Genomic DNA, 18266 nt, shown 5'->3' on the forward strand with positions numbered 1-18266 from the left:
TTTTATGGAGCAGCTTTACCTTCTGGCGACATTGGCTGACACCCGCGTCGCCGTGGAGGCGAATGAGGTTGAGGCGGTCGTGAAGCTCGCCGACATCTCGCCGGTGCCGGGCATGCTGGGACATGTTGCCGGACTGTCCGCCCTGCGCAGCCGCGTGCTCACGATAATCGACGTGCCCGCCCTGATCCATGGTGCGCCGACGCCGCCGGATCGGCGGGGCCTGGCGATCATCGCCGACATTAGCGGGCACAGCTATGGCCTGATGGTGGATGCGGTGCATGATATTTGCCAGGTGCCCGAAGGCGACCTGCCGCTGCGTGGGCAGTTGGATAAGGCCTGGGCACCTTATGCGCGGGCGATCGTCGAACAGGATGGGCATCCCCACCTGCTGGTTTCGCTGGCGAGCTTCATCGAAACCGGCCTGATGGCACAGGCCGCATAAATTCGCGGCTCGTTTACGAATTACTCGGCTTTGGTGGCTAATCTTTCCTGCACGGGGAAAAATCCAAGGGACGCTTCATGAAAAACTGTCTGGTAGTCGATGATTCGAAAGTCATCCGCAAAGTTGCACGGCATATCCTGGAATCACTCGATTTGTCGGTAAGTGAAGCGGTGGATGGGCAGGATGCCCTCACCCAATGCGAAGCCGCAGCGCCGGACGTGGTCCTGCTGGACTGGAACATGCCGGTCATGAGCGGCATGGAGTTTCTTCAGGCGCTTTCCACCGCGAAGGTAACCGCTCGGCCGAAGATTATTTTCTGCACCACTGAAAACGGCATCAGTCATATCAAGGCAGCCGTGGAGGCGGGCGCCGACGAATATGTGATGAAGCCGTTCGATCGCGAGACGCTGGAAAGCAAGCTGTCGATCGTGGGTGTCATCTGAACCGTTGATTCGCTGATTCGCCCCAGTCCGTTCCTGTCGCCAGAAAGCCCATTAATGTCCGCCGTCACGCCTATCCTGGCCAGCCAGAGCAGACCGCAGGTCCGCGTAATGGTTGTCGATGATTCGGTCGTCGTGCGGACAATGATCGCGCGTATCCTGGATAGCGATCCGGCATTTTCGGTGGTTCACAAGACCAACAGCGCCGAACATGCCTTAGGTTATCTGGCCGCGCATGAGGTCGACCTGGTCCTGTTGGACATCGAGTTGCCGGGGCAGAGCGGATTGTCGGCGCTTCCCGCCCTTCTTCGCGCGAATCCCGGCGGCAAGGTGGTCATCCTTTCCGGAAATTGCGAGGAAGGCAGCGGAGCCGCGATCGAGGCACTGGCGCTGGGAGCGAGCGACATTTTCGCGAAGCCCGGCAGCGGTTGCTTCGGCGAACAGTTTCCCCAAACGCTCATTGATCGGCTGTCGCGCCTGTTCGGCGCCAATCTGGCACAGGCGGCGGAGGCGCAGCCCGTCGTCATGGCGGCGAGCAAGCCCACCGCTCCGCTCGCTTGCCTCGGCATCGGTGCTTCGACAGGCGGCATCCATGCGCTCAGTCAGTTGTTTGCCGGCATGACCGAGCCGCTGGGCGTGCCGATCCTGCTGACCCAGCATCTGCCGGTCAGCTTTACATCCTATTTCGTACAGCAACTCGCCCGGATGACCAGCCTGCGCGTGAAGGTTGGCGAGCAGGGCGAAATGCTGGTGCCCGATACCATCTATGTCGCGCCCGGCGACGCCAATTTGCAGGTTCGCCGGGGCCTTTATGGGCGAGTGATGGTCACGTTGAATCCGCAGCGCACGCCCGCAGGAAACCTGCCCGGCGTCGATCCGATGTTCACCAGCATGGCCGAAGCCTATGGGGCGGGCGCGGCAGGCGTCGTCCTGACCGGGATGGGCCGTGACGGCACGGTCGGCGGACATGACATCGTTGCCGCAGGCGGTTGGATCGTGGCGCAGAATGAAACGAGCAGCGTCGTTTGGGGCATGCCGGGATCGGTGACAGCGGCTGGGCTCAGCTGTGCGTTGCTGGACCCTTATGCCATCATGGATTTCGTCGCGCGGCGCGGAAAGAGCAAAGGTTTGACACATTGACCCTTTCGACCGATTCATCCTCGAGCGGCGCCGCCCGCATCTTTTCGGCTCTGCTGGAGGCGCGCACCGGGCAGATATTGTCGGAAAGCCGCGCATGGCGGATGGAAACGGCGCTCAAGCCGGTCATGCGCACCCATGGCCTTGCCGACATGGACGAACTGGCCGCCCGCCTGCTGGGCAATCGTGATCCGCGTCTGGAAGATGAGGTGATCAACGCGCTGCTCAACAACGAAAGCAGCTTTTTCCGCGATCTCCAGATCTTCGACATGATCCACCGGCATATCCTGCCGTCCTTTTATGCGGATCGGCGGGACCGGGTGCTGCGGATCTGGAGCGCGGGCTGTTCCACGGGCCAGGAAGTCTATTCCCTCGCAATTCAACTGCGCAACGACATCGCGCGCTGGCGCGGCTGGCGCATCGAAATATTGGCGACGGACATTTCGACTGCGGCCATAGAACAGGCGCGCAGCGGCATCTTTTCGCAGATGGACGTTCAGCGCGGTCTTGCCGTCGGCGACCTGATCAAATGGTTCGAACCCGTTGGAGACAATTGGCGCGCCAGCCCGGAACTGCGCCGGATGATCGATTTCCGGACGGACAATCTGTTCGATGCGAAGGCTCCATCGGGAGAATATGACCTGCTCCTTTGCCGCAATGTGCTGCTTTATTTCACGCCGGAGCGGCGGCAGGAGGTGTTCCGCCTTCTGAAGCGGCATAGCCAGGAAAAGTCGGTGCTGTTGCTGGGGGCGGGCGAGACCGTGATCGGCCATAGCGAAGATTTCATTCCCCATCCGGAATTTCGCGGCGGATATGCGCGGCGGCTGGAAATGGCGCGGAACAGCGACGAGGCGCTTCGCCGCGCCGTCTGACCAGAGTTTCGCGCACATCCTGTCCCCGACACTGGTTCAGGGAAGTGCTTGCGCTTGATCGGCCATTCGCTCTCGGCCATTGTCTGCGGCAGTTGCCCGTCCTGATGCGGCGGGGCGAGGACAGATGATGGTTACGGGTTTCCGATGAGCGACATTCCAATGATCGAAACGCCGTCGCCCAATTTCGACGAGCGCAAGCTGCCCATATCCATGCTGGTGCTACATTATACCGGCATGCCGGACGCCCAGAGTGCGATCAACTGGATGGCCAGCCCGGAATCCAAGGTTTCCGCTCATTATGTCGTAACCGAAGAAGGTGGGATCGTCCGCATGGTCGATGAAGCCAGCCGGGCCTGGCATGCGGGCCGGTCCCATTGGCGCGGCACGGATGACGTCAATTCGGCGAGTATCGGGATCGAAATCGTCAATCCTGGCCATGAATGGGGTTATCGGCCCTTTCCCGACGCGCAGATTGAGGCGCTCATCCCGCTGATGCATGACATCGTGCAACGTCACGGCATCACGCGTGGCAATATCGTCGGGCATAGCGATGTCGCCCCGGCGCGCAAGCAGGACCCGGGCGAGCTTTTCCCCTGGTGGCGACTGGCCCGGCTGCGCCTGGCGCTGCCGCGTCCCACCCGCAATCTGATGGACCCGCTTTGGTCGGACAGTGCTTTCCTGCTGGCGCTGGAGCGCTTTGGCTATGACATTGCCGAGCCTGATGCGGCGGTGGTCGCGTTCCAGCGGCGCTTCCGGCCGGAACTGATTGACGGCGTGATCGATGGCGAATGCCGCGCGATCCTGCTCGCCTTGCTGCTGCCAAAGCCAAGGGGTGATGAATAAGCGGGGATGACGGATCGCGCTTAGCCATGTATAGCGCGCCGTGCCAGAGGGCCGGGCGGCCGCGGCGTGGCGGGTAACTTCCACGGCGAGGAAAGTCCGGGCTCCACGAAATGACGGTGCCGGCTAACGGCCGGCTGGAGTGATCCAAGGGACAGTGCAACAGAAAGCAGGTCGCTACAGCTTCGGCTAAGCGAAATTGAAAGGGTGCGGTAAGAGCGCACCGCGTCTCCGGCAACGGAAGGCGGCACGGTAAACCCCACCGGGAGCAAGACCGAATAGGGGCGGCGCGCGGCCAGTTCGCAAGGATGAACCGCTAGGCCAGTTTCGGCTGAGACCGCCCGGGTTGGTTGCTTGAGGGACGGAGCAATCCGTCTCCTAGAGGAATGGCCGCCCATCTCCGCAAGGAGTGGACAGAACCCGGCTTACAGGCCCTCTGGCATTAGAATCCTCCCCGCGCGGAGCGGGGGGAGGGGGACCGTTTGCGTAGCAAATGGTAGAGGGGAAGAGGGATGACGTTGCGCATTCTCCCCACCACCGCTTGACGGCGGTCCCCCTCCCCATCTTCGATGGGGAGGATGTTATTTGAACCGCCGGGGTGGCGTTCTGCCTGCGGCTTACCTAATTGGGACCGATGGCACGAAGCAGCCGATCAAATGACTGGGGCTTTCCCCGCTGGCGCAGCTACGGCGCATCGCGTGAGGCGCAACAGGTGCGCATGTGCGATCGATATGGCTGTGACCAGCCGGGCGACTGTCCCGCGCCCAAGTCGCCCAACAGCCCGGAACGCTGGTACTTCTGTTCCGATCATGCGGGCGAATATAACCGCAACTGGGACTATTTTCAGGGGCTGGACAAGGAAGAGCGGGAGCAGCGCGAGCGCGCCGAGCGTCGCGACGCTGGCGGCTATCAGGGCAGCGCCTATCATGGTTGGGGCGGGCCGGGTGACGGCAGCCGGTCGCGGGACGAGCTTCACGCCCTGAAAGCGCTGGAGCTGGAGGACGATGCCGATTTCGAGGCTGTGAAGAAGAGCTGGCGGCGTCTGGCCAAGGAAAATCATCCCGACGTGAAGCCCGGCGACGTGGACGCCGCCGTCCGTTTCCAGACGATCCAGGCCGCCTATGAAGTGCTGCGATCGGCAGAGGAGCGGCGGACGTGGAAGCCGCGGGAGACCGTGGATTGAAGGATCATGTCCGATCCAACTGGCAGAATGCGGTCCTGGTCTGCCGCAAATGTTCGAAGAAGCTGGATGGGGGCTTTGGTCCCGATGGGGACGAGCGGCTCGCCAAGGCGCTAAGGAAGCGGTTGTCGCTGAAGAAAGGGCGCAAGGCGGCGGCGGGGATTATCGAGGTAAACTGCCTTGGCGTTTGTCCCAAGGGGGCGGTGACCGTGGTGAATGGCGCGCAGGCTCGGGACTGGCTGCTGGTCCGGCCGGGCGCTGATCTGGACGAAGTCGCGAAAAGCCTGGGTCTTGCCCCGGCCAATGGCAGGGTCAGCTAGCCTGTTTGAGCGGCGGCTCCAGACCCGCTTGGGCGAGCAGGGGCATCAGCAGCTTCTCTTCCTTGCGCATCCGGTTGAGCAAGGCATCGATGATCTGGCGGCTTTCGCGGCAAAATTCGGGCCATTCGCGCGCAATGCGATCATCGCTCCATCGGGACATATAGTGGGTGAAGGCCAGCGCCAGCGGCGCCATTTCCGCTTGCAGCCGTGCTGCCGTTTCCCGCAGGGGGGCATGCGCCTGCCTCTGCATTGCGGGATAGAAAACCTGGTCTTCCAGCGCGAGGTGAGACATTAATTGCCGGGCAAACTGCCAGCGGAAGGTGCCAAGCTGGCGAGGCGTGGCGTTGTCGGAAATCAGCTGCAAAAATTCGTCGGCGGATACGTCAAGCGCGTCATGTTGGCTTTGTAATTGCTGCAGGTCCATCGGCCGTTTCCAAACATAGGATAAGATGCTTTTCGCACGGCGCCGTTAATAATCCGTTCTTTCCGGCGGATATTGACCGAGGGAGACGCCGTCCGCCGCGCCTTTCGGGCAGCGGACGGCGTGACAAGCATCAGCCCGGCTGATCGGCGCGGCTCGCGCCTTCGCCGTCCAGGTTCAGCGCGACGAAATCCCAATCGATCGCATCCTTCAGCAGGCGCTCAGCATAGTTGGGGCGCAGGTTGCGATAGTCGATATAATAGGCATGTTCCCACACATCGAGGATCAGCAGCGGGGTGTGGCCATGCGCCACGGGGGTGTCGGCGTCATGATAGCTGGTCACTTCCAGCTTGCCGTCCTTCAGGATTAGCGCGGCCCAGCCGCTGGCGAAATGACCCACGGCTTCCGCCTTCAGCTTTTCGATCAAGGCATCGACCGAGCCGAAGCCTTCGTTGATAAGGGCGAGCAGCGTGCCGGTCGGCTGCTTCTTTTCCGGCGACAGCGACAGCCAGTAGAATGTGTGGTTCCAGATCTGTCCGACCTGGTTGAACAGCGCGCCCTTGCTGCTCTTGATCAGTTCGACCAGCGACTTGCCTTGCAGGGCGGAATCTGCGGCGACCAGTTCATTCGCCTTCACGACATAGGCGTTGTGATGCTTGCCATGGTGATAGTCGAAGGTTTCAACCGAAAGAATGTCGCCAAAGGCATCCTTGGGGTAAGGCAGATTGGGCAGCACAAAGGCCATGTCGGAACTCCTCGGGTTCTTGGGATGGATGGCGGCATAACGGGCATGCCACCGAAAGGGTCCCGGCCCCGTAGCAGCCTTATTGCGCTGCGGAAAACAGGATATTTTCGTTTAGCTGCATGGAAATATCCATGTGACAGCAGCGTAACGATGACATAGAATCATCGGTCAGGCCGTTCACAAATAGCGGCCGGATAATAGGGGACGGATCAATGGCAAAATTCTTCGGTAATTTGCATCTGGTGCTCGCCGTGGGGCTGGTGTTTGCGCTGGTGGTGATTTTCTCGGTCCCGGCGAACACGATTCCCGAGCAGGCGATCCTGCGTTGGCTCCACCTGTTCTTCGGCATCGTGTGGATCGGCCTTCTTTATTATTTCAACTTCGTTCAGATTCCGACCATGCCCAAGGTTCCGGCCGAACTGAAGCCGGGCGTGTCGAAGTTCATCGCGCCTTCGGCCCTGTTTTTCTTCCGCTGGGGCGCAGCGTTGACCGTGCTGACCGGGGCGATCATCGCCTGGCGCAGCGCGTATCTGGTTGAAGCGCTGACGCTTCAGCCGGGCTTCGTGCTGATCGGCGTCGGCATGTGGCTGGCGCTGGTGATGGCGTTCAATGTGTGGTTCATCATCTGGCCGAACCAGAAAAAGGCGCTGGGTATCGTCCCTGCCGAGGATGCGGTGAAGGCCAAGGCGGCGACCACCGCGATGATGTTTTCGCGTATGAACACCCTGCTGTCGCTGCCGATGCTTTATTGCATGGTGAACTTCAACGGCGGTTGACATTAATTGAGTGGGCGGGGTTGGCTAAGGCTGGTCCCGCCTGCGTTAAAAACGCGTTCTACTACGAACATTAACCCTGTGGCGGGGTGGTTTCGCCGATTTCCTCGCTATCGAGATTATTGCCCAGCGTCAGACCATGGCGGGTGAGCATCGGGATGTTGGCGAGGGCGAAGAGGAGCGACACGATCGTGACGCCCCAGACCTTGACCGCGAGCCATGCGTCGAAGGTCATCGAGTGGCGCATCACTTCATTGGCGATGGCCATGGCGACGAAGAAGAAGCCCCAGTTGCGGGACAGCTTGCGCCAACCTTCTTCGGTGAGGCCGTCATAGGCGGCTTGCAGAAGATATTTGAGCAGCGCCTTGCCGCGCAGCAGCCCGCCGAACAGCATCAGGGCGAAGAAGCTGTAAATGATCGTCGGCTTTACCTGAATGAAGCTCTGATCCTGGAAATAGATGGTGAGGCCGCCGAAAAAGAGGACGAGCATCGCTGACAACCACAGCATCGGCGACACGCGGCCAAGCTTTATCTTTGAAATGATCACGGCGATGACGATGGCGGCCATGAACGCGGCCGTGCTGAGGGTCATCGCGGTAATCGGATTGCCGGGACCCCAGATCCAGCCCGCGCCCTTGTAGCTCAGGAAGAAGACGAGCAGCGGGCCGAAGTCGAGCGCGAGGCTCAGGTTGCCGCCGTGGGTGGGTTTGGTGTCAGTCATTGTGTATTTCCGTCATCCCAGCGCTGAAATGAGGCACGTGACTCATTTCAACTGGGATCTCATGAGGCTGGGTTGTGCCGTAAAGGCATGCGACCCCAGCTTCTGCTGGCATGGCGCAGATGGGGCGTTCATCGCGCATAGGCTGTTCCTGCGATCGCGCGCGCCATGTCGCCGGGGTCGAAGGGGCGCAGATCCTCGATCTTTTCACCTACGCCGATAGCATGGATGGGCAGGCGATATTTCTCCGCCGCCGCGACCAGCACGCCGCCGCGCGCGGTGCCATCCAGCTTCGTCATGACGAGGCCGGTGACTTGCGCGACTTCCTTGAACACCTCGATCTGGTTCAAAGCATTTTGTCCGGTGGTGGCATCCAGTACCAACACAACGTCATGGGGAGCCGCCGGGTTCAACCGGCCGAGCACGCGGCGAATCTTGGCCAATTCGTCCATCAGCTCGGTCTTGTTCTGAAGGCGGCCGGCCGTATCGACGATCAGCACGTCGATGCCGGTGGCGGTCGCCTGCTTGACCGCATCGAACACGATGCCTGCTGCGTCGCCCCCTTCCTTGCCAGCGACGATGGGGATGCCGAGGCGATCGGCCCAGACCTTTAGCTGCCCGATTGCGGCGGCGCGGAAGGTGTCGCCCGCCGCCAGCATCACGCCATAATCCTGTTCCAGGAAATTATTGGCGAGCTTGGCGATGGTGGTGGTTTTGCCCGAACCGTTGACGCCGATGACTAAAATGACCTGCGGGCGAGGAAAGGCTTCGATCTCCAACGGCCGGGCTACGGGGGCGAGAACCTTCTCGATCTCCTTCGCGATGATTTCGCGGAGATAGTCTTCGGTGAGTTCGCGGTTGTAGCGGCCTTCGGACAGGCGATCGCGTACGCGGGCGGCCATGGCGGGGCCGAGGTCGCTGACAATCAGTGCTTCCTCGATCTCATCGAGCGTCTGGTCGTCAAGCGCAGCCTTGGTGAAGAGGCCGGTGAGGTTCTCGCCAAGCTTGTCGGAGGTGCGCTTCAGGCCGCCGAAGAGGCGGTCGCGCCAGCTGGTGCCGGGTTCAGTCATTGCCGAGCCTCTTGCGCGATCAGCACGCCATTCTCAAGGGCCGTGATGGTTGCGGACGTGATCGAGGAAGGCGGTTGAGGCGTGACGAAGCGAACCGGCGCGAAATTTTCGGCGTGGCCGGTCAGGCCGTTGCGCTCGACCAGCACCGATTGGGTGGTGCCGATGAGGCTTTGCAGCCATTGCTGGCGCTGCGCTTCGCAGGCCGAGCGAAGGCGGGCAGCTCGGGCTTTGACCGTAGCGCGGTCCACCTGCGGCATGCGGGCGGCGGGGGTGCCTGCGCGTGGGGAGTAGGGGAAGATATGGCCGTGCACGATGGCGCATTCGTCGACCAGCTTCAGGCTGTTTTCGAACATCGTCTCATCCTCGGTCGGGAAGCCAGCGATGATGTCCGCCCCGATGCTGATGGCGGGGCGGGCAGCCTTGAGCCGCTCCACGATGCGAATGGCATCGGCGCGGCTATGGCGGCGCTTCATGCGCTTGAGGATCATGTCGTCGCCCGCCTGAAGCGAGAGGTGGAGGTGCGGCATCATGCGCGGCTCATGGGCGATGAGGTCGAAGAGCCGGTCGTCGATCTCCACGCTGTCGAGGGAGGAGAGGCGCAGGCGCGGCAAGGACGGCACGGCTTTCAGGATGCGCTCGACCAGGAGGCCGAGCGAGGGTGATCCGGGGAGGTCAGGGCCGTAGCTGGTGACGTCGACGCCGGTCAGCACGATTTCCTGATAGCCTGCGTCCACCAGCTCGCGCGCCTTGTCGATGACGGCGCCTGCGGGGACAGAGCGGCTATTTCCCCGGCCATAGGGGATGATGCAGAAGGTGCAGCGATGGTCGCAGCCATTTTGCACCTCCAGGAAGGCGCGGGCATGTTCGGCAAAGGCGCTGGCCATGTGCGGCGCTGTGTCGCGGACAGCCATAATGTCGGAGACTTGGACTTTCTCCGCTGCCTTCAATACGTCCGTCACCCCAGCGGAGGCTGGGGTCTCGTGCGGTAGGGCGCGGCGTTGGGCCTGAGATCCCAGCTTCCGCTGGGGTGACGGGTAGGTGGTGGGGTCGAGTTTCTCGCGGTTGCCTATTACCGCGTCGACCTCCGCCATTCGGGCGAAGGTTTCCGGCTCGGTTTGTGCAGCGCAGCCCGTCACCATGATCCGCGCCTCTGGTCGTTCGCGGCGGGCGCGGCGGATGGCTTGGCGGGTCTGGCGCACCGCTTCGGCGGTTACCGCGCAGCTGTTGACGACGATAAGGTCATCCTGCCCGCCTGCCATCTCGCGGATGGCCTCGCTTTCCGCGATGTTGAGGCGGCAGCCGAGGGTGATGATCTGCGGGCCGCTCATGCTCTAAAAGCGCGTCCAGTCAGCCTCGCCGTCGAAGACGTGGGTGGCGGGGCCGGTCATCATGATGTGGCCGCCGGGTTGCCAATCGATGACGAGGTCGCCGCCGGGCAGGGTTACGCGCGTGGGTCCGGTAACGAGCTTGCGCCGTACGCCTGCGACGGCCGTGGCGCAGGCTCCAGTGCCGCATGCGCGGGTGAGGCCAGCGCCGCGTTCCCAGACGATCAGGCGGATATGATTGTCGCCGACTATCTGCGCGAAGTTGACGTTGACGCGGGCGGGGAAGAGCGGATCGGTCTCGATCAGCGGGCCTAAATGCTCGAAGTTCACACCGTTCAGATCGTCCACGAAGAAGATGACATGCGGGTTGCCGACATTGACGGCGGCGGGGGCGGGGAGGTCTTCCCAGCTGACTGGCATGGTCAGCGTGTCCAGGGCGTAGGCGAGGGGAATGGCATCCCAGTCGAGCCGGGGCGCGCCCATATCGACGGTAGCACCGCCATTGATTGCCTTGGCTTCCAGCAGTCCCGCCTTGGTTTCGATCAGCACGTCGCGGCCGACGAACAGGGGAACGCAGCGGGTAGCGTTGCCGCAGGCTTCGACTTCGCTGCCGTCGCTGTTGAAGATGCGCATGGATACGTCGGCGCGATCGGACTGGCCGATGAGGATCAGCTGATCGCAGCCTATGCCTGCGTGGCGGTCGGCTATGGCTTGGGCGCGGGTGGGGGTCACGTCGACCGCGCCCTCCCGCGCGTCGATCACGACGAAGTCGTTGCCCAGCCCGTGCATTTTGGAAAATCGGCCCATAATGGTCGCGCATGTAGGGGGTGTGGGGGAAAAAGGCGAGTCTGCATCCCGTCATCCGCCATCCCGGGCTTGACCCGGGATCCCGCTTCCTTGCGCGGGACCGAGCGGGACCCCGGATCAAGTCCGGGGTGACGGGTAGAGAATGTGGTGCGCGTCATTGCATCCCTCCCCCCATTCCGCTAAGGGCCACATCGCAATTGGGCGGTTCGCCGTTCGATACCCTGACAGATCCATGGTGCTCACACGGGAGCACCGGATGGACGCTGGCCGGCGAGGTTTCGCCCGCCGGCGGTTTTGTCGTTTGGCGGGGTGGCGCTGTTTTCCGGGCTTTTCGGCCCAAATGAGGTGATGATGTTCGATTCGCTAAGCGATCGTCTGAGCGGGGTATTCGACAAGCTGCGTGGGCGCGGTGCGCTGACGGAGGACGATGTCCGCGCCGCGATGCGCGAGGTGCGAATCGCGCTGTTGGAAGCCGACGTCGCGCTTCCGGTCGTGCGCCAGTTCGTCGATCAGGCGACCGAGCGGGCCGTGGGCAGCGACGTGCTGCGGTCGGTCACGCCGGGGCAGATGGTCGTCAAGATCGTCTCCGACACGCTGACCGAGACGCTGGGTTCTGAAACGTCCGACCTGCTGATCGATGTCAGTCCGCCTGCGGTCATCATGATGGTCGGCCTTCAGGGGTCGGGCAAGACTACCTCCACCGCCAAGATCGCCAAGCGTTTGAAGGAAAAAGAGCGCAAGAAGGTGCTGATGGCGTCGCTCGACGTCCAGCGTCCGGCCGCGCAGGAACAGTTGGCGGTGCTGGGCACGCAGACCGATGTCGCGACCCTGCCGATCGTGGCGGGTCAGCAGCCGGTCGATATCGCCAAGCGGGCTTTGCAGGCGGCGAAGCTTCAGGGCTTCGACGTGGTGATGCTCGACACGGCGGGTCGTTTGCACGTCGATCAGGCGCTGATGGACGAGATGAAGGCGGTGGCCGAAGTCTCCAATCCGGCGGAAATCCTGCTCGTTGTTGACTCGCTGACCGGCCAGGACGCGGTGAATGTCGCAACCAGCTTTACCCAACAGGTGCCGCTGACCGGCGTGGTGCTGACCCGCATGGACGGCGATGCGCGCGGCGGCGCTGCGCTGTCGATGCGTGCGGTCACAGGCCGCCCGATCAAATTCGCGGGCACCGGCGAAAAGCTGGACGCGATCGAGCCATTCCATCCCGCGCGCGTGGCGCAGCGCATCCTTGGCATGGGCGACGTCGTGTCGCTGGTCGAGAAGGCGGCCGAGGCGGTCGACGCCGATGAAGCCGAGAAGCTCGCCAAGAAGATGGCCAAGGGTCAGTTCGACATGAACGACCTGCGCGCCCAGCTTAACCAGATGCGCCGCATGGGTGGCCTCGGCGCGCTGGCGGGCATGCTGCCGGGCCTCAAGAAGGCGCAGGCCGCGATGGCGGCGAGCGGGGCCAATGACAAGACGCTGATCCATCTGGACGCGATGATCGGATCGATGACGCCCAAGGAGCGGGAGAAGCCCGGCCTGATCAACGCCAAGCGCAAGATCCGCATCGCCAAGGGTAGCGGACGCACGGTGCAGGAAGTCAACAAGCTCCTGAAAATGCATCAGGAGATGGAAACGGCGATGAAGAAGATCCGCAAGATGGGCGGATTGAAGGGGCTCGCCAAGATGTTCACCGGCGGTGGCATGGACAAGCTGATGGGTGGCGCGGGTGGCGCGCCGGACCTTGGCGGGCTTGGTGGATTGGGCGGCCTTGGAGGCGGAGGCAATATGCCCAACCTGCCGCCGGGCTTTCAGAATTTCATGAAGAAATAGTCTGTCATCCCAGCGAAGGCTGGGATCTCAGGCACAAGATCCCAGCCTTCGCTGGGATGACGAATTGAAGCTAAGTAGATTAGAGTAGAAAGGTCAAAAACTAACATGGCAACGTCCATTCGTCTTTCGCGCGGTGGTTCCAAGAAGCGTCCTTATTACCGCATCGTCGTGGCCGACAGCCGCGCGCCGCGTGACGGCAAGTTCATCGAGCGTATCGGCAGCTACAACCCCGTCCTGCCCAAGGGCGACGAGAAGCGCGTCGTGATCGACGTTGAGCGTGCGAAGCACTGGGTTGCCGCTGGCGCGCAGCCGACCGACCGCGTTGCCCGCTTCCTCGACGCGGCTGGCGTGAAGGAACGCGCTGCCCGCAACAATCCGAAGAAGGCTGAGCCGGGCCAGAAGGCCAAGGATCGCGCCGAAGACCGCGCGACTAAGGCTGCGGAAGCCGCAGAAGCTGCCGAAGCCGCGAAGGCTGCTGCCGCTGAGGCCGCTGCCGCTCCGGCCGCTGAAGAAGCGCCTGCCGCTGAAGAAGCTGCTCCTGAAGCCGCTTCTGAAGAACAGGCTGAAGGCTGACATGATGAAGCCCCTCCCTTTCAAGGGAGGGGTTGGGGTGGGTAGAGCGGGCCTAAGGCTCGCTTCGCTCGCACCCACCCTCAATCCCCTCCCTGGAAGGGAGGGGAGGCATGAGCGGCGACAAACCCGTCACTCTCGCCGTTATCATCGGCGCGCATGGGGTGGCGGGCGAGGTTCGTCTGAAGCTCTTTGGGGAAGGCGTGGAAACGCTCAAATCCTATAAGAGCTTCGACGCTGCGGGCGGCAAGCTGACGTTGAAGTCGGTGCGTTCCGGCCCCAATGGTGCGGTCGCGCGCTTCGCCGAGATTGGCGATCGCAGCGCCGCCGAAGCGTTGCGTGGGACCGAACTGACCGTTCCCCGCTCTGCCCTGCCTCCGCTGGAGGAGGGTGAATATTATCATGCCGACCTCATCGGCTTGCCCTGTTTCTCCAGCGAGAGTGAGGGGCTGGGCAATATCGTCGCGGTCGAGAATTTCGGCGCTGGCGATATTATCGAGGTCGAACGGCCCAACGGCAAACGCTTCATGGCGCCGATGCATGCGGTCACGATCGCGGACGGACGGGCCGTGATCGAAGCGGCCTTTGCGGTTTGATCGGCGGTCGCTGATGCCCCAAATCCTTACCGCCCTCTATCTGCTGATGATGATCGCCGCAGGGTGGCGCTTGTTCACCATGCCATGGAAGCGCGCGTTGAAGATTGGCGCGGCGGTGGCGCTGGTCATCCCTATTCCCCTGCTATTTCTCCTGCCCGCTTTGATGAACCCGGAGCGGCCCTTTGCCGATCTGCTGCGTGCTATCGGTGTTGCCCTGATGGCAGGCGGCACCGTGTCGTTGCTGGGGGGCATGTCCGCGGCGTGGCTGCGCAAGCGCAAGGCGTGAGTTTTCGGACGCAGATATTGACGCTTTATCCGGAGATGTTTCCGGGACCGTTGGGCGTGTCGCTGGCCGGGCGCGCTCTGGCGGAAGGGAAATGGTCGTGCGATCCGATCCATATCCGCGATTTTGCGACCGACAAGCACCGCACCGTTGACGACACGCCTGCGGGCGGTGGCGCGGGGATGGTGCTGCGCGCCGACATATTGGGGCTGGCTATCGATCACGCGCTGGAACAGGGGCCGGACCTGCCGGTGATCGCCATGACGCCGCGCGGTAAGCCGATCACCCAAACACGCGTGCGCGAACTGGCGGCGGGGCCGGGCGCGACGATATTGTGCGGACGGTTCGAGGGCTTTGACGAGCGTATCTTCGAGGCGCGGCCGGTTGAGCAGATCAGCATGGGCGACATCATTTTGTCCGGCGGCGAGATGGGTGCGCTGATGCTGCTCGATGCTTGCATTCGGCTGCTTCCCGGAGTAATGGGCGCGGCTTCCAGTGGGGATGAAGAGAGCTTCGAAAGCGGCCTTCTCGAATATCCGCACTATACCCGACCCGCTTTGTGGGAAGGGCGCGCGATCCCTGAAGTGTTGCGATCGGGGGATCATGCGAAAATCGCCGCCTGGCGGAAACAAAGGGCGGAAGATGACACACGGCTAAGGCGGCCGGACCTTTGGGAACGTCATATCGGCGTTCGGGACCAGCCGCCCTCTGGTGCGCAACGCAAAAGGTAGGACTTTAAGTCATGAACTTGATCCAGCAGATCGAGGCCGAAAACATCGCGGCCCTCGCCAAGGATATCCCGGAATTCCGCCCCGGCGACACGCTGCGCGTCGGTGTGAAGGTCGTCGAAGGCGACCGCAGCCGCGTCCAGAACTATGAAGGCGTGTGCATCGCCCGCTCGAACAAGGGCATGGGCAGCAACTTCACCGTGCGCAAGATTTCGTTCGGTGAAGGCGTGGAGCGTGTGTTCCCGCTCTATTCGCCCAACCTCGATTCGATCACCGTCGTGCGTCGTGGCGTCGTGCGTCGTGCGAAGCTCTATTATCTGCGTGGCCGCACCGGCAAGCGCGCTCGCATCGCCGAGCGCCGCGACGTCCGCACCGAGGACTGATCATCCTCTCGGCTTTAGGGTCGCTATGTTGAACAGGCGGCGCTCGAAAGAGCGCCGCCTGTTTGCTTATGGGGCCGATTGACCCGGTCAGATCCTATTGGACTTTGGCAGGAAGCGCCGCCTTTTCTGGTCGCGTCTTCCACAATGACCAGCCCACGCCGCCTGCCAGAATGGCAAAGGTGACGGCCAGCGAGACCGGCGGCGGGATTTTGGCCAGCCCCAACGCGTCGGCGACAAATATCTTCGATCCAATGAAGATCAGCAGCAGGCTGAGCGCATATTTGAGATAGTGGAAACGCTCCACCATCGCGGCCAGGGCGAAATAGAGCGCGCGCAGGCCAAGGATCGCGAAGATGTTGGACGTGTAGACGATGAACGGGTCCGTTGTGATCGCGAAGATCGCCGGCACCGAATCGACCGCGAACACCACATCGACAAATTCGATCATGACCAGCGCCAGGAACAGCGGCGTGAAGAACAGAGCCATCTTTCCGGTTCGGGGATCGGTCTGTCTCACCCAGAAATGCCGACCATGCAGAGTGTCGGTCACCCTCATGCGGCGCTTGACCCAGCGCAGCACCGGCGACGCGCCGACGTCATAGTCCTTCTCCGCGGTCATCCACATCTTGATGCCGGTCGCGATCAGGAAGGCGGCGAAGAAATAGAGCAGCCAACCCCATTGCTGCACCGCCGCCGCGCCGAAGCCGATCATCACCGCGCGCAACAGGATGACGCCCAATATGCCCCAGAAGAGCACCCGATGCTGATAGAGACGCGGTATGCCGAAATAGGTGAATATCATCGCGATGACGAAGACATTGTCCATCGCCAGGCTTTTTTCGACGACAAAGCCGGTGACGTAATTGAGGCCCGCCGTCGCGCCCATCTGCCACCATATCCAGGCACCAAACCCCAGGCCGAGAAGGATGTAGAAGGCGGAAAGGGTAAGGCTTTCGCGCACGCCAATCTCGCGTTCGCGCCGGTGCAGGACGCCGAGGTCCAGCGCCAGCAGGGCGATCACGATGCTAAGGAAGGACAGCCACATCCAGAGTGGCGTATCGAGCCAGGCCAGCGATAGGAAATCCATGGCGTCAGCTCCCGTTCCAGGCAGGGCGCGCTATCGACCGGCGCAGGCGGGCGTTCAGTTGATCCCTGCGCTGCAACAGCCTTTCGATGCGGCGGGGATCAGGTGCTGAGCGCAGCCGCTCCATCCGCAACTGGTCATCGACGCGCTGCGCCAGAAGCATGAGAATAAAGGTGAAAGGCTTCATATGTGCCATCCTCTTTCGTGCGTTTCGCTCGATCGGATGACAGGGAGGGATAAGGAACCTGCACCGGTGTCACCCGATGCGGTCCGACATCACGTCGCTTCTGGGGAGAAGCAGCGCCAGAGGGGCCCGGTCCGCAGAGATGGGGATAACCGGTTCCCGCGCGGGGCGCAAGTCCGGCGGGGTAGCCTTAGTGCTGCCGTGCCACGATCAGGCCGGTTGTCGGCTCGTAAACCACAGCCCGCCCAGGCTGATCGCTGCCGCCGCCGACATATAGAGGCCGACGAGCGCCACGCCCTGCACCTGGATCAGCCAGGTCGCGACGATAGGGGCGAGCGCACCGCCGATGATGCCGCCGAGGTTGAAGGAGAAGGAGGCGCCCGTGTAGCGTAGCTGGACCGGGAAGAGGTGGGGCAGATAGGCGCCCAGCGGCCCGTAGACGAAGCCCATCAGGAATAGGGCGAGGCTGAGGATCAGGAAGATCGGCAGCAATTGTCCGGTGCCCATGGCGGGGCCGAAGATGATCCCCATGAGGACGGTGCCGATGCAGCCTGCGACGAGTACACGGGTGGGGCTGGTCTTATCCGCCCACCATCCGGCGATGACGATGCTTAAGCCCATGAACAGGATCGCGCCGAGCTGGATCGCCAGGAAGGTTTCGCGATCGATCTTGAGGGTGGTGGTGCCGTAGCCGAGCGCGAAGGCGGTCGCGATATAATAGACGGCGAAGCAGGCGACGACGGCGAAGGTGCCTGCGATGGCTGCGCCCAGATGGTTGGAGAGGAGCGTCGCGAGGGGGAGTGCGGGCGGCGGTGCTTCGGCTTGCGCGGCGGCGAACTCTGGCGTTTCGGTGAGTTTCAGCCGGACCCAGAGGCCAAGGAACACCAGCACCGCGCTGCCAAGGAAGGGCAGGCGCCAGCCCCAGGCGAAGAAATCCTTGTCCGTCAGGAACATGCCCAGGATCAGGAACAGGCCGTTGGCGGCGAGGAAGCCGACGGGTGCGCCCAGCTGCGGAAACATGCCGAAGCGGGCGCGCCATCCGGGCGGGGCGTTTTCCACCGCCAGCAGCGCCGCGCCGCCCCATTCTCCGCCCAGGCCGAAGCCCTGACCGAAGCGCAGGATGCACAGGATCAGCGGCGCCCACCAGCCGATCATCTGGTAGGTCGGCAGGAAACCGATGGCGAGCGTCGATCCGCCCATCAGCATGAGCGAGGTGACGAGCGTCGCCTTGCGGCCGATGCGGTCGCCATAATGGCCGAACACGGCTGCACCCAGGGGCCGGGCGAAGAAGGCGAGGGCGAGGCTGCCATAGGCGGCGAGAAGCTGGGCCGAAGGGGAGGAGGCGGGGAAGAAGAGCGGGCCGAACACGAGGCTGGCGGCGGTGGCGTAGATGTAGAAGTCGTAAAATTCGACCGCCGTGCCGATCAGGCTGGCTGCCAGCACCCGCTTGTGGCGCAGCATTGCGCCGATTCCTTCGCTTGCCATATGTCCGTCTGTCCCCCTGTATTCTCTTTCAGCATTTTTCCT

23 protein-coding genes and 1 other RNA gene are annotated in these 18266 nt (G+C 62.6%); 15 read left to right on the forward strand and 9 right to left on the reverse strand.

Annotation, left to right across the window (positions count from 1 at the left end; genetic code table 11):
• Window positions 1–4 precede the first annotated feature (4 nt).
• From IZV00_RS00950 to IZV00_RS00985, 8 genes are all read left to right on the forward strand, one after another.
• Window positions 5–442, forward strand: a complete 438-nt coding sequence (locus IZV00_RS00950) for a chemotaxis protein CheW (protein WP_196225377.1) — start codon at window positions 5–7, stop codon at window positions 440–442.
• A gap of 77 nt (window positions 443–519) precedes the next feature.
• Window positions 520–885, forward strand: coding sequence for a response regulator (locus IZV00_RS00955; protein ID WP_196225378.1), 366 nt, complete (start codon window positions 520–522; stop codon window positions 883–885).
• Between the two features lie 54 nt (window positions 886–939).
• Window positions 940–2022: a chemotaxis protein CheB gene (locus IZV00_RS00960; RefSeq protein WP_196225379.1), complete on the forward strand. Its 1083-nt coding sequence runs from the start codon at window positions 940–942 to the stop codon at window positions 2020–2022.
• Complete coding sequence (locus IZV00_RS00965) at window positions 2019–2891, forward strand: CheR family methyltransferase (protein WP_196225380.1); 873 nt, start codon at window positions 2019–2021, stop codon at window positions 2889–2891. The genes IZV00_RS00960 and IZV00_RS00965 overlap by 4 nt, the downstream gene beginning before the upstream one ends.
• A 144-nt stretch (window positions 2892–3035) precedes the next feature.
• A complete protein-coding gene (locus IZV00_RS00970; protein WP_196225381.1) occupies window positions 3036–3734 on the forward strand; it encodes an N-acetylmuramoyl-L-alanine amidase in 699 nt (232 codons plus the stop codon).
• 43 nt (window positions 3735–3777) lie between these two features.
• An RNA gene (gene rnpB / locus IZV00_RS00975) (RNase P RNA component class A) lies at window positions 3778–4175 on the forward strand.
• Between the two features lie 190 nt (window positions 4176–4365).
• Complete coding sequence (locus IZV00_RS00980) at window positions 4366–4914, forward strand: J domain-containing protein (RefSeq protein ID WP_196225382.1); 549 nt, start codon at window positions 4366–4368, stop codon at window positions 4912–4914.
• Entirely contained in the window at window positions 4887–5231 is a 345-nt protein-coding gene (locus IZV00_RS00985) for a (2Fe-2S) ferredoxin domain-containing protein (RefSeq protein ID WP_196225383.1), read from the forward strand. Before IZV00_RS00980 ends, IZV00_RS00985 begins: the two co-directional genes overlap by 28 nt.
• On the opposite strand, the gene IZV00_RS00990 is transcribed toward IZV00_RS00985, so the two are convergent.
• Window positions 5224–5655 carry a hemerythrin domain-containing protein gene (locus IZV00_RS00990; RefSeq protein WP_196225384.1) on the reverse strand — a complete coding sequence of 144 codons (432 nt, stop codon included), beginning with the start codon at window positions 5653–5655 and terminating at the stop codon, window positions 5224–5226. The two genes, IZV00_RS00985 and IZV00_RS00990, sit on opposite strands and share 8 nt — an antisense overlap.
• Window positions 5656–5785: 130 nt before the next feature.
• On the reverse strand, window positions 5786–6397 hold the full coding sequence (locus IZV00_RS00995; protein WP_196225385.1) for a superoxide dismutase: 612 nt from the start codon (window positions 6395–6397) through the stop codon (window positions 5786–5788).
• A 212-nt stretch (window positions 6398–6609) separates the two neighbouring features.
• On the opposite strand from IZV00_RS00995, the gene IZV00_RS01000 reads away from it, so the two are divergent.
• A complete protein-coding gene (locus IZV00_RS01000) occupies window positions 6610–7173 on the forward strand; it encodes a urate hydroxylase PuuD (protein ID WP_196225386.1) in 564 nt (187 codons plus the stop codon).
• A gap of 70 nt (window positions 7174–7243) precedes the next feature.
• Here the strand turns inward: IZV00_RS01000 and ispZ are convergent, their stop codons facing one another.
• From ispZ to dapF, 4 genes are all read right to left on the reverse strand, one after another.
• A complete protein-coding gene (ispZ, locus tag IZV00_RS01005; RefSeq protein ID WP_196225387.1) occupies window positions 7244–7891 on the reverse strand; it encodes a septation protein IspZ in 648 nt (215 codons plus the stop codon).
• A gap of 128 nt (window positions 7892–8019) precedes the next feature.
• On the reverse strand, window positions 8020–8958 hold the full coding sequence (gene ftsY, locus IZV00_RS01010; RefSeq protein ID WP_196225388.1) for a signal recognition particle-docking protein FtsY: 939 nt from the start codon (window positions 8956–8958) through the stop codon (window positions 8020–8022).
• Complete coding sequence (gene mtaB, locus IZV00_RS01015; protein WP_196225389.1) at window positions 8955–10286, reverse strand: tRNA (N(6)-L-threonylcarbamoyladenosine(37)-C(2))-methylthiotransferase MtaB; 1332 nt, start codon at window positions 10284–10286, stop codon at window positions 8955–8957. The genes ftsY and mtaB overlap by 4 nt, the downstream gene beginning before the upstream one ends.
• 3 nt (window positions 10287–10289) lie before the next feature.
• Entirely contained in the window at window positions 10290–11090 is an 801-nt protein-coding gene (gene dapF, locus IZV00_RS01020; RefSeq protein ID WP_196225390.1) for a diaminopimelate epimerase, read from the reverse strand.
• Window positions 11091–11438: 348 nt separating this feature from the next.
• Here dapF and ffh point away from each other — a divergent pair, with 348 nt between their 5' ends.
• The 6 genes from ffh (at window position 11439) to rplS (ending at window position 15471) form a co-directional block, all read left to right on the forward strand.
• On the forward strand, window positions 11439–12911 hold the full coding sequence (ffh, locus tag IZV00_RS01025) for a signal recognition particle protein (protein ID WP_196225391.1): 1473 nt from the start codon (window positions 11439–11441) through the stop codon (window positions 12909–12911).
• Window positions 12912–13016: 105 nt separating this feature from the next.
• A complete protein-coding gene (rpsP, locus tag IZV00_RS01030) occupies window positions 13017–13484 on the forward strand; it encodes a 30S ribosomal protein S16 (RefSeq protein WP_196225392.1) in 468 nt (155 codons plus the stop codon).
• Window positions 13485–13594: 110 nt separating this feature from the next.
• On the forward strand, window positions 13595–14077 hold the full coding sequence (rimM, locus tag IZV00_RS01035) for a ribosome maturation factor RimM (RefSeq protein ID WP_196225393.1): 483 nt from the start codon (window positions 13595–13597) through the stop codon (window positions 14075–14077).
• 13 nt (window positions 14078–14090) lie between these two features.
• A complete protein-coding gene (locus tag IZV00_RS01040) occupies window positions 14091–14363 on the forward strand; it encodes a hypothetical protein (RefSeq protein WP_196225394.1) in 273 nt (90 codons plus the stop codon).
• Window positions 14360–15091 (forward strand): tRNA (guanosine(37)-N1)-methyltransferase TrmD, encoded by a 732-nt coding sequence (gene trmD / locus IZV00_RS01045; protein WP_196225395.1) that lies wholly within the window; start codon window positions 14360–14362, stop codon window positions 15089–15091. The genes IZV00_RS01040 and trmD overlap by 4 nt, the downstream gene beginning before the upstream one ends.
• A gap of 11 nt (window positions 15092–15102) precedes the next feature.
• On the forward strand, window positions 15103–15471 hold the full coding sequence (gene rplS / locus IZV00_RS01050) for a 50S ribosomal protein L19 (protein WP_196225396.1): 369 nt from the start codon (window positions 15103–15105) through the stop codon (window positions 15469–15471).
• Between the two features lie 94 nt (window positions 15472–15565).
• Here rplS and IZV00_RS01055 read toward each other — a convergent pair whose 3' ends face one another.
• The 3 genes from IZV00_RS01055 to IZV00_RS01065 all read right to left on the reverse strand — a co-directional run bounded on the left by IZV00_RS01055 (window position 15566) and on the right by IZV00_RS01065 (window position 18224).
• On the reverse strand, window positions 15566–16558 hold the full coding sequence (locus IZV00_RS01055) for a TerC family protein (protein WP_196225397.1): 993 nt from the start codon (window positions 16556–16558) through the stop codon (window positions 15566–15568).
• Window positions 16559–16562: 4 nt separating this feature from the next.
• Window positions 16563–16742: a hypothetical protein gene (locus tag IZV00_RS01060; protein WP_196225398.1), complete on the reverse strand. Its 180-nt coding sequence runs from the start codon at window positions 16740–16742 to the stop codon at window positions 16563–16565.
• Between the two features lie 207 nt (window positions 16743–16949).
• On the reverse strand, window positions 16950–18224 hold the full coding sequence (locus tag IZV00_RS01065; protein ID WP_196225399.1) for an MFS transporter: 1275 nt from the start codon (window positions 18222–18224) through the stop codon (window positions 16950–16952).
• Window positions 18225–18266: the final 42 nt, after the last annotated feature.

The organism is Sphingobium sp. Cam5-1 (assembly GCF_015693305.1).
In the GTDB taxonomy this organism is placed as follows: Bacteria; Pseudomonadota; Alphaproteobacteria; order Sphingomonadales; family Sphingomonadaceae; genus Sphingobium.

Coding starts and splice junctions, on each gene's coding strand:
- IZV00_RS00970 (WP_196225381.1), top strand. CDS start 3,036: ATGAGCGACATTCCAATGATCGAAACGCCGTCGCCCAATTTCGACGAG.
- IZV00_RS01060 (WP_196225398.1), bottom strand. CDS start 16,742: ATGAAGCCTTTCACCTTTATTCTCATGCTTCTGGCGCAGCGCGTCGAT.
- IZV00_RS01065 (WP_196225399.1), bottom strand. CDS start 18,224: ATGGCAAGCGAAGGAATCGGCGCAATGCTGCGCCACAAGCGGGTGCTG.
- IZV00_RS00995 (WP_196225385.1), bottom strand. CDS start 6,397: ATGGCCTTTGTGCTGCCCAATCTGCCTTACCCCAAGGATGCCTTTGGC.
- IZV00_RS00950 (WP_196225377.1), top strand. CDS start 5: ATGGAGCAGCTTTACCTTCTGGCGACATTGGCTGACACCCGCGTCGCC.
- rpsP (WP_196225392.1), top strand. CDS start 13,017: ATGGCAACGTCCATTCGTCTTTCGCGCGGTGGTTCCAAGAAGCGTCCT.
- ispZ (WP_196225387.1), bottom strand. CDS start 7,891: ATGACTGACACCAAACCCACCCACGGCGGCAACCTGAGCCTCGCGCTC.
- IZV00_RS00960 (WP_196225379.1), top strand. CDS start 940: ATGTCCGCCGTCACGCCTATCCTGGCCAGCCAGAGCAGACCGCAGGTC.
- IZV00_RS00955 (WP_196225378.1), top strand. CDS start 520: ATGAAAAACTGTCTGGTAGTCGATGATTCGAAAGTCATCCGCAAAGTT.
- ffh (WP_196225391.1), top strand. CDS start 11,439: ATGATGTTCGATTCGCTAAGCGATCGTCTGAGCGGGGTATTCGACAAG.
- ftsY (WP_196225388.1), bottom strand. CDS start 8,958: ATGACTGAACCCGGCACCAGCTGGCGCGACCGCCTCTTCGGCGGCCTG.
- rimM (WP_196225393.1), top strand. CDS start 13,595: ATGAGCGGCGACAAACCCGTCACTCTCGCCGTTATCATCGGCGCGCAT.
- mtaB (WP_196225389.1), bottom strand. CDS start 10,286: ATGAGCGGCCCGCAGATCATCACCCTCGGCTGCCGCCTCAACATCGCG.
- IZV00_RS00990 (WP_196225384.1), bottom strand. CDS start 5,655: ATGGACCTGCAGCAATTACAAAGCCAACATGACGCGCTTGACGTATCC.
- IZV00_RS01055 (WP_196225397.1), bottom strand. CDS start 16,558: ATGGATTTCCTATCGCTGGCCTGGCTCGATACGCCACTCTGGATGTGG.
- IZV00_RS00980 (WP_196225382.1), top strand. CDS start 4,366: ATGGCACGAAGCAGCCGATCAAATGACTGGGGCTTTCCCCGCTGGCGC.
- IZV00_RS01040 (WP_196225394.1), top strand. CDS start 14,091: ATGCCCCAAATCCTTACCGCCCTCTATCTGCTGATGATGATCGCCGCA.
- rplS (WP_196225396.1), top strand. CDS start 15,103: ATGAACTTGATCCAGCAGATCGAGGCCGAAAACATCGCGGCCCTCGCC.
- dapF (WP_196225390.1), bottom strand. CDS start 11,090: ATGGGCCGATTTTCCAAAATGCACGGGCTGGGCAACGACTTCGTCGTG.
- IZV00_RS01000 (WP_196225386.1), top strand. CDS start 6,610: ATGGCAAAATTCTTCGGTAATTTGCATCTGGTGCTCGCCGTGGGGCTG.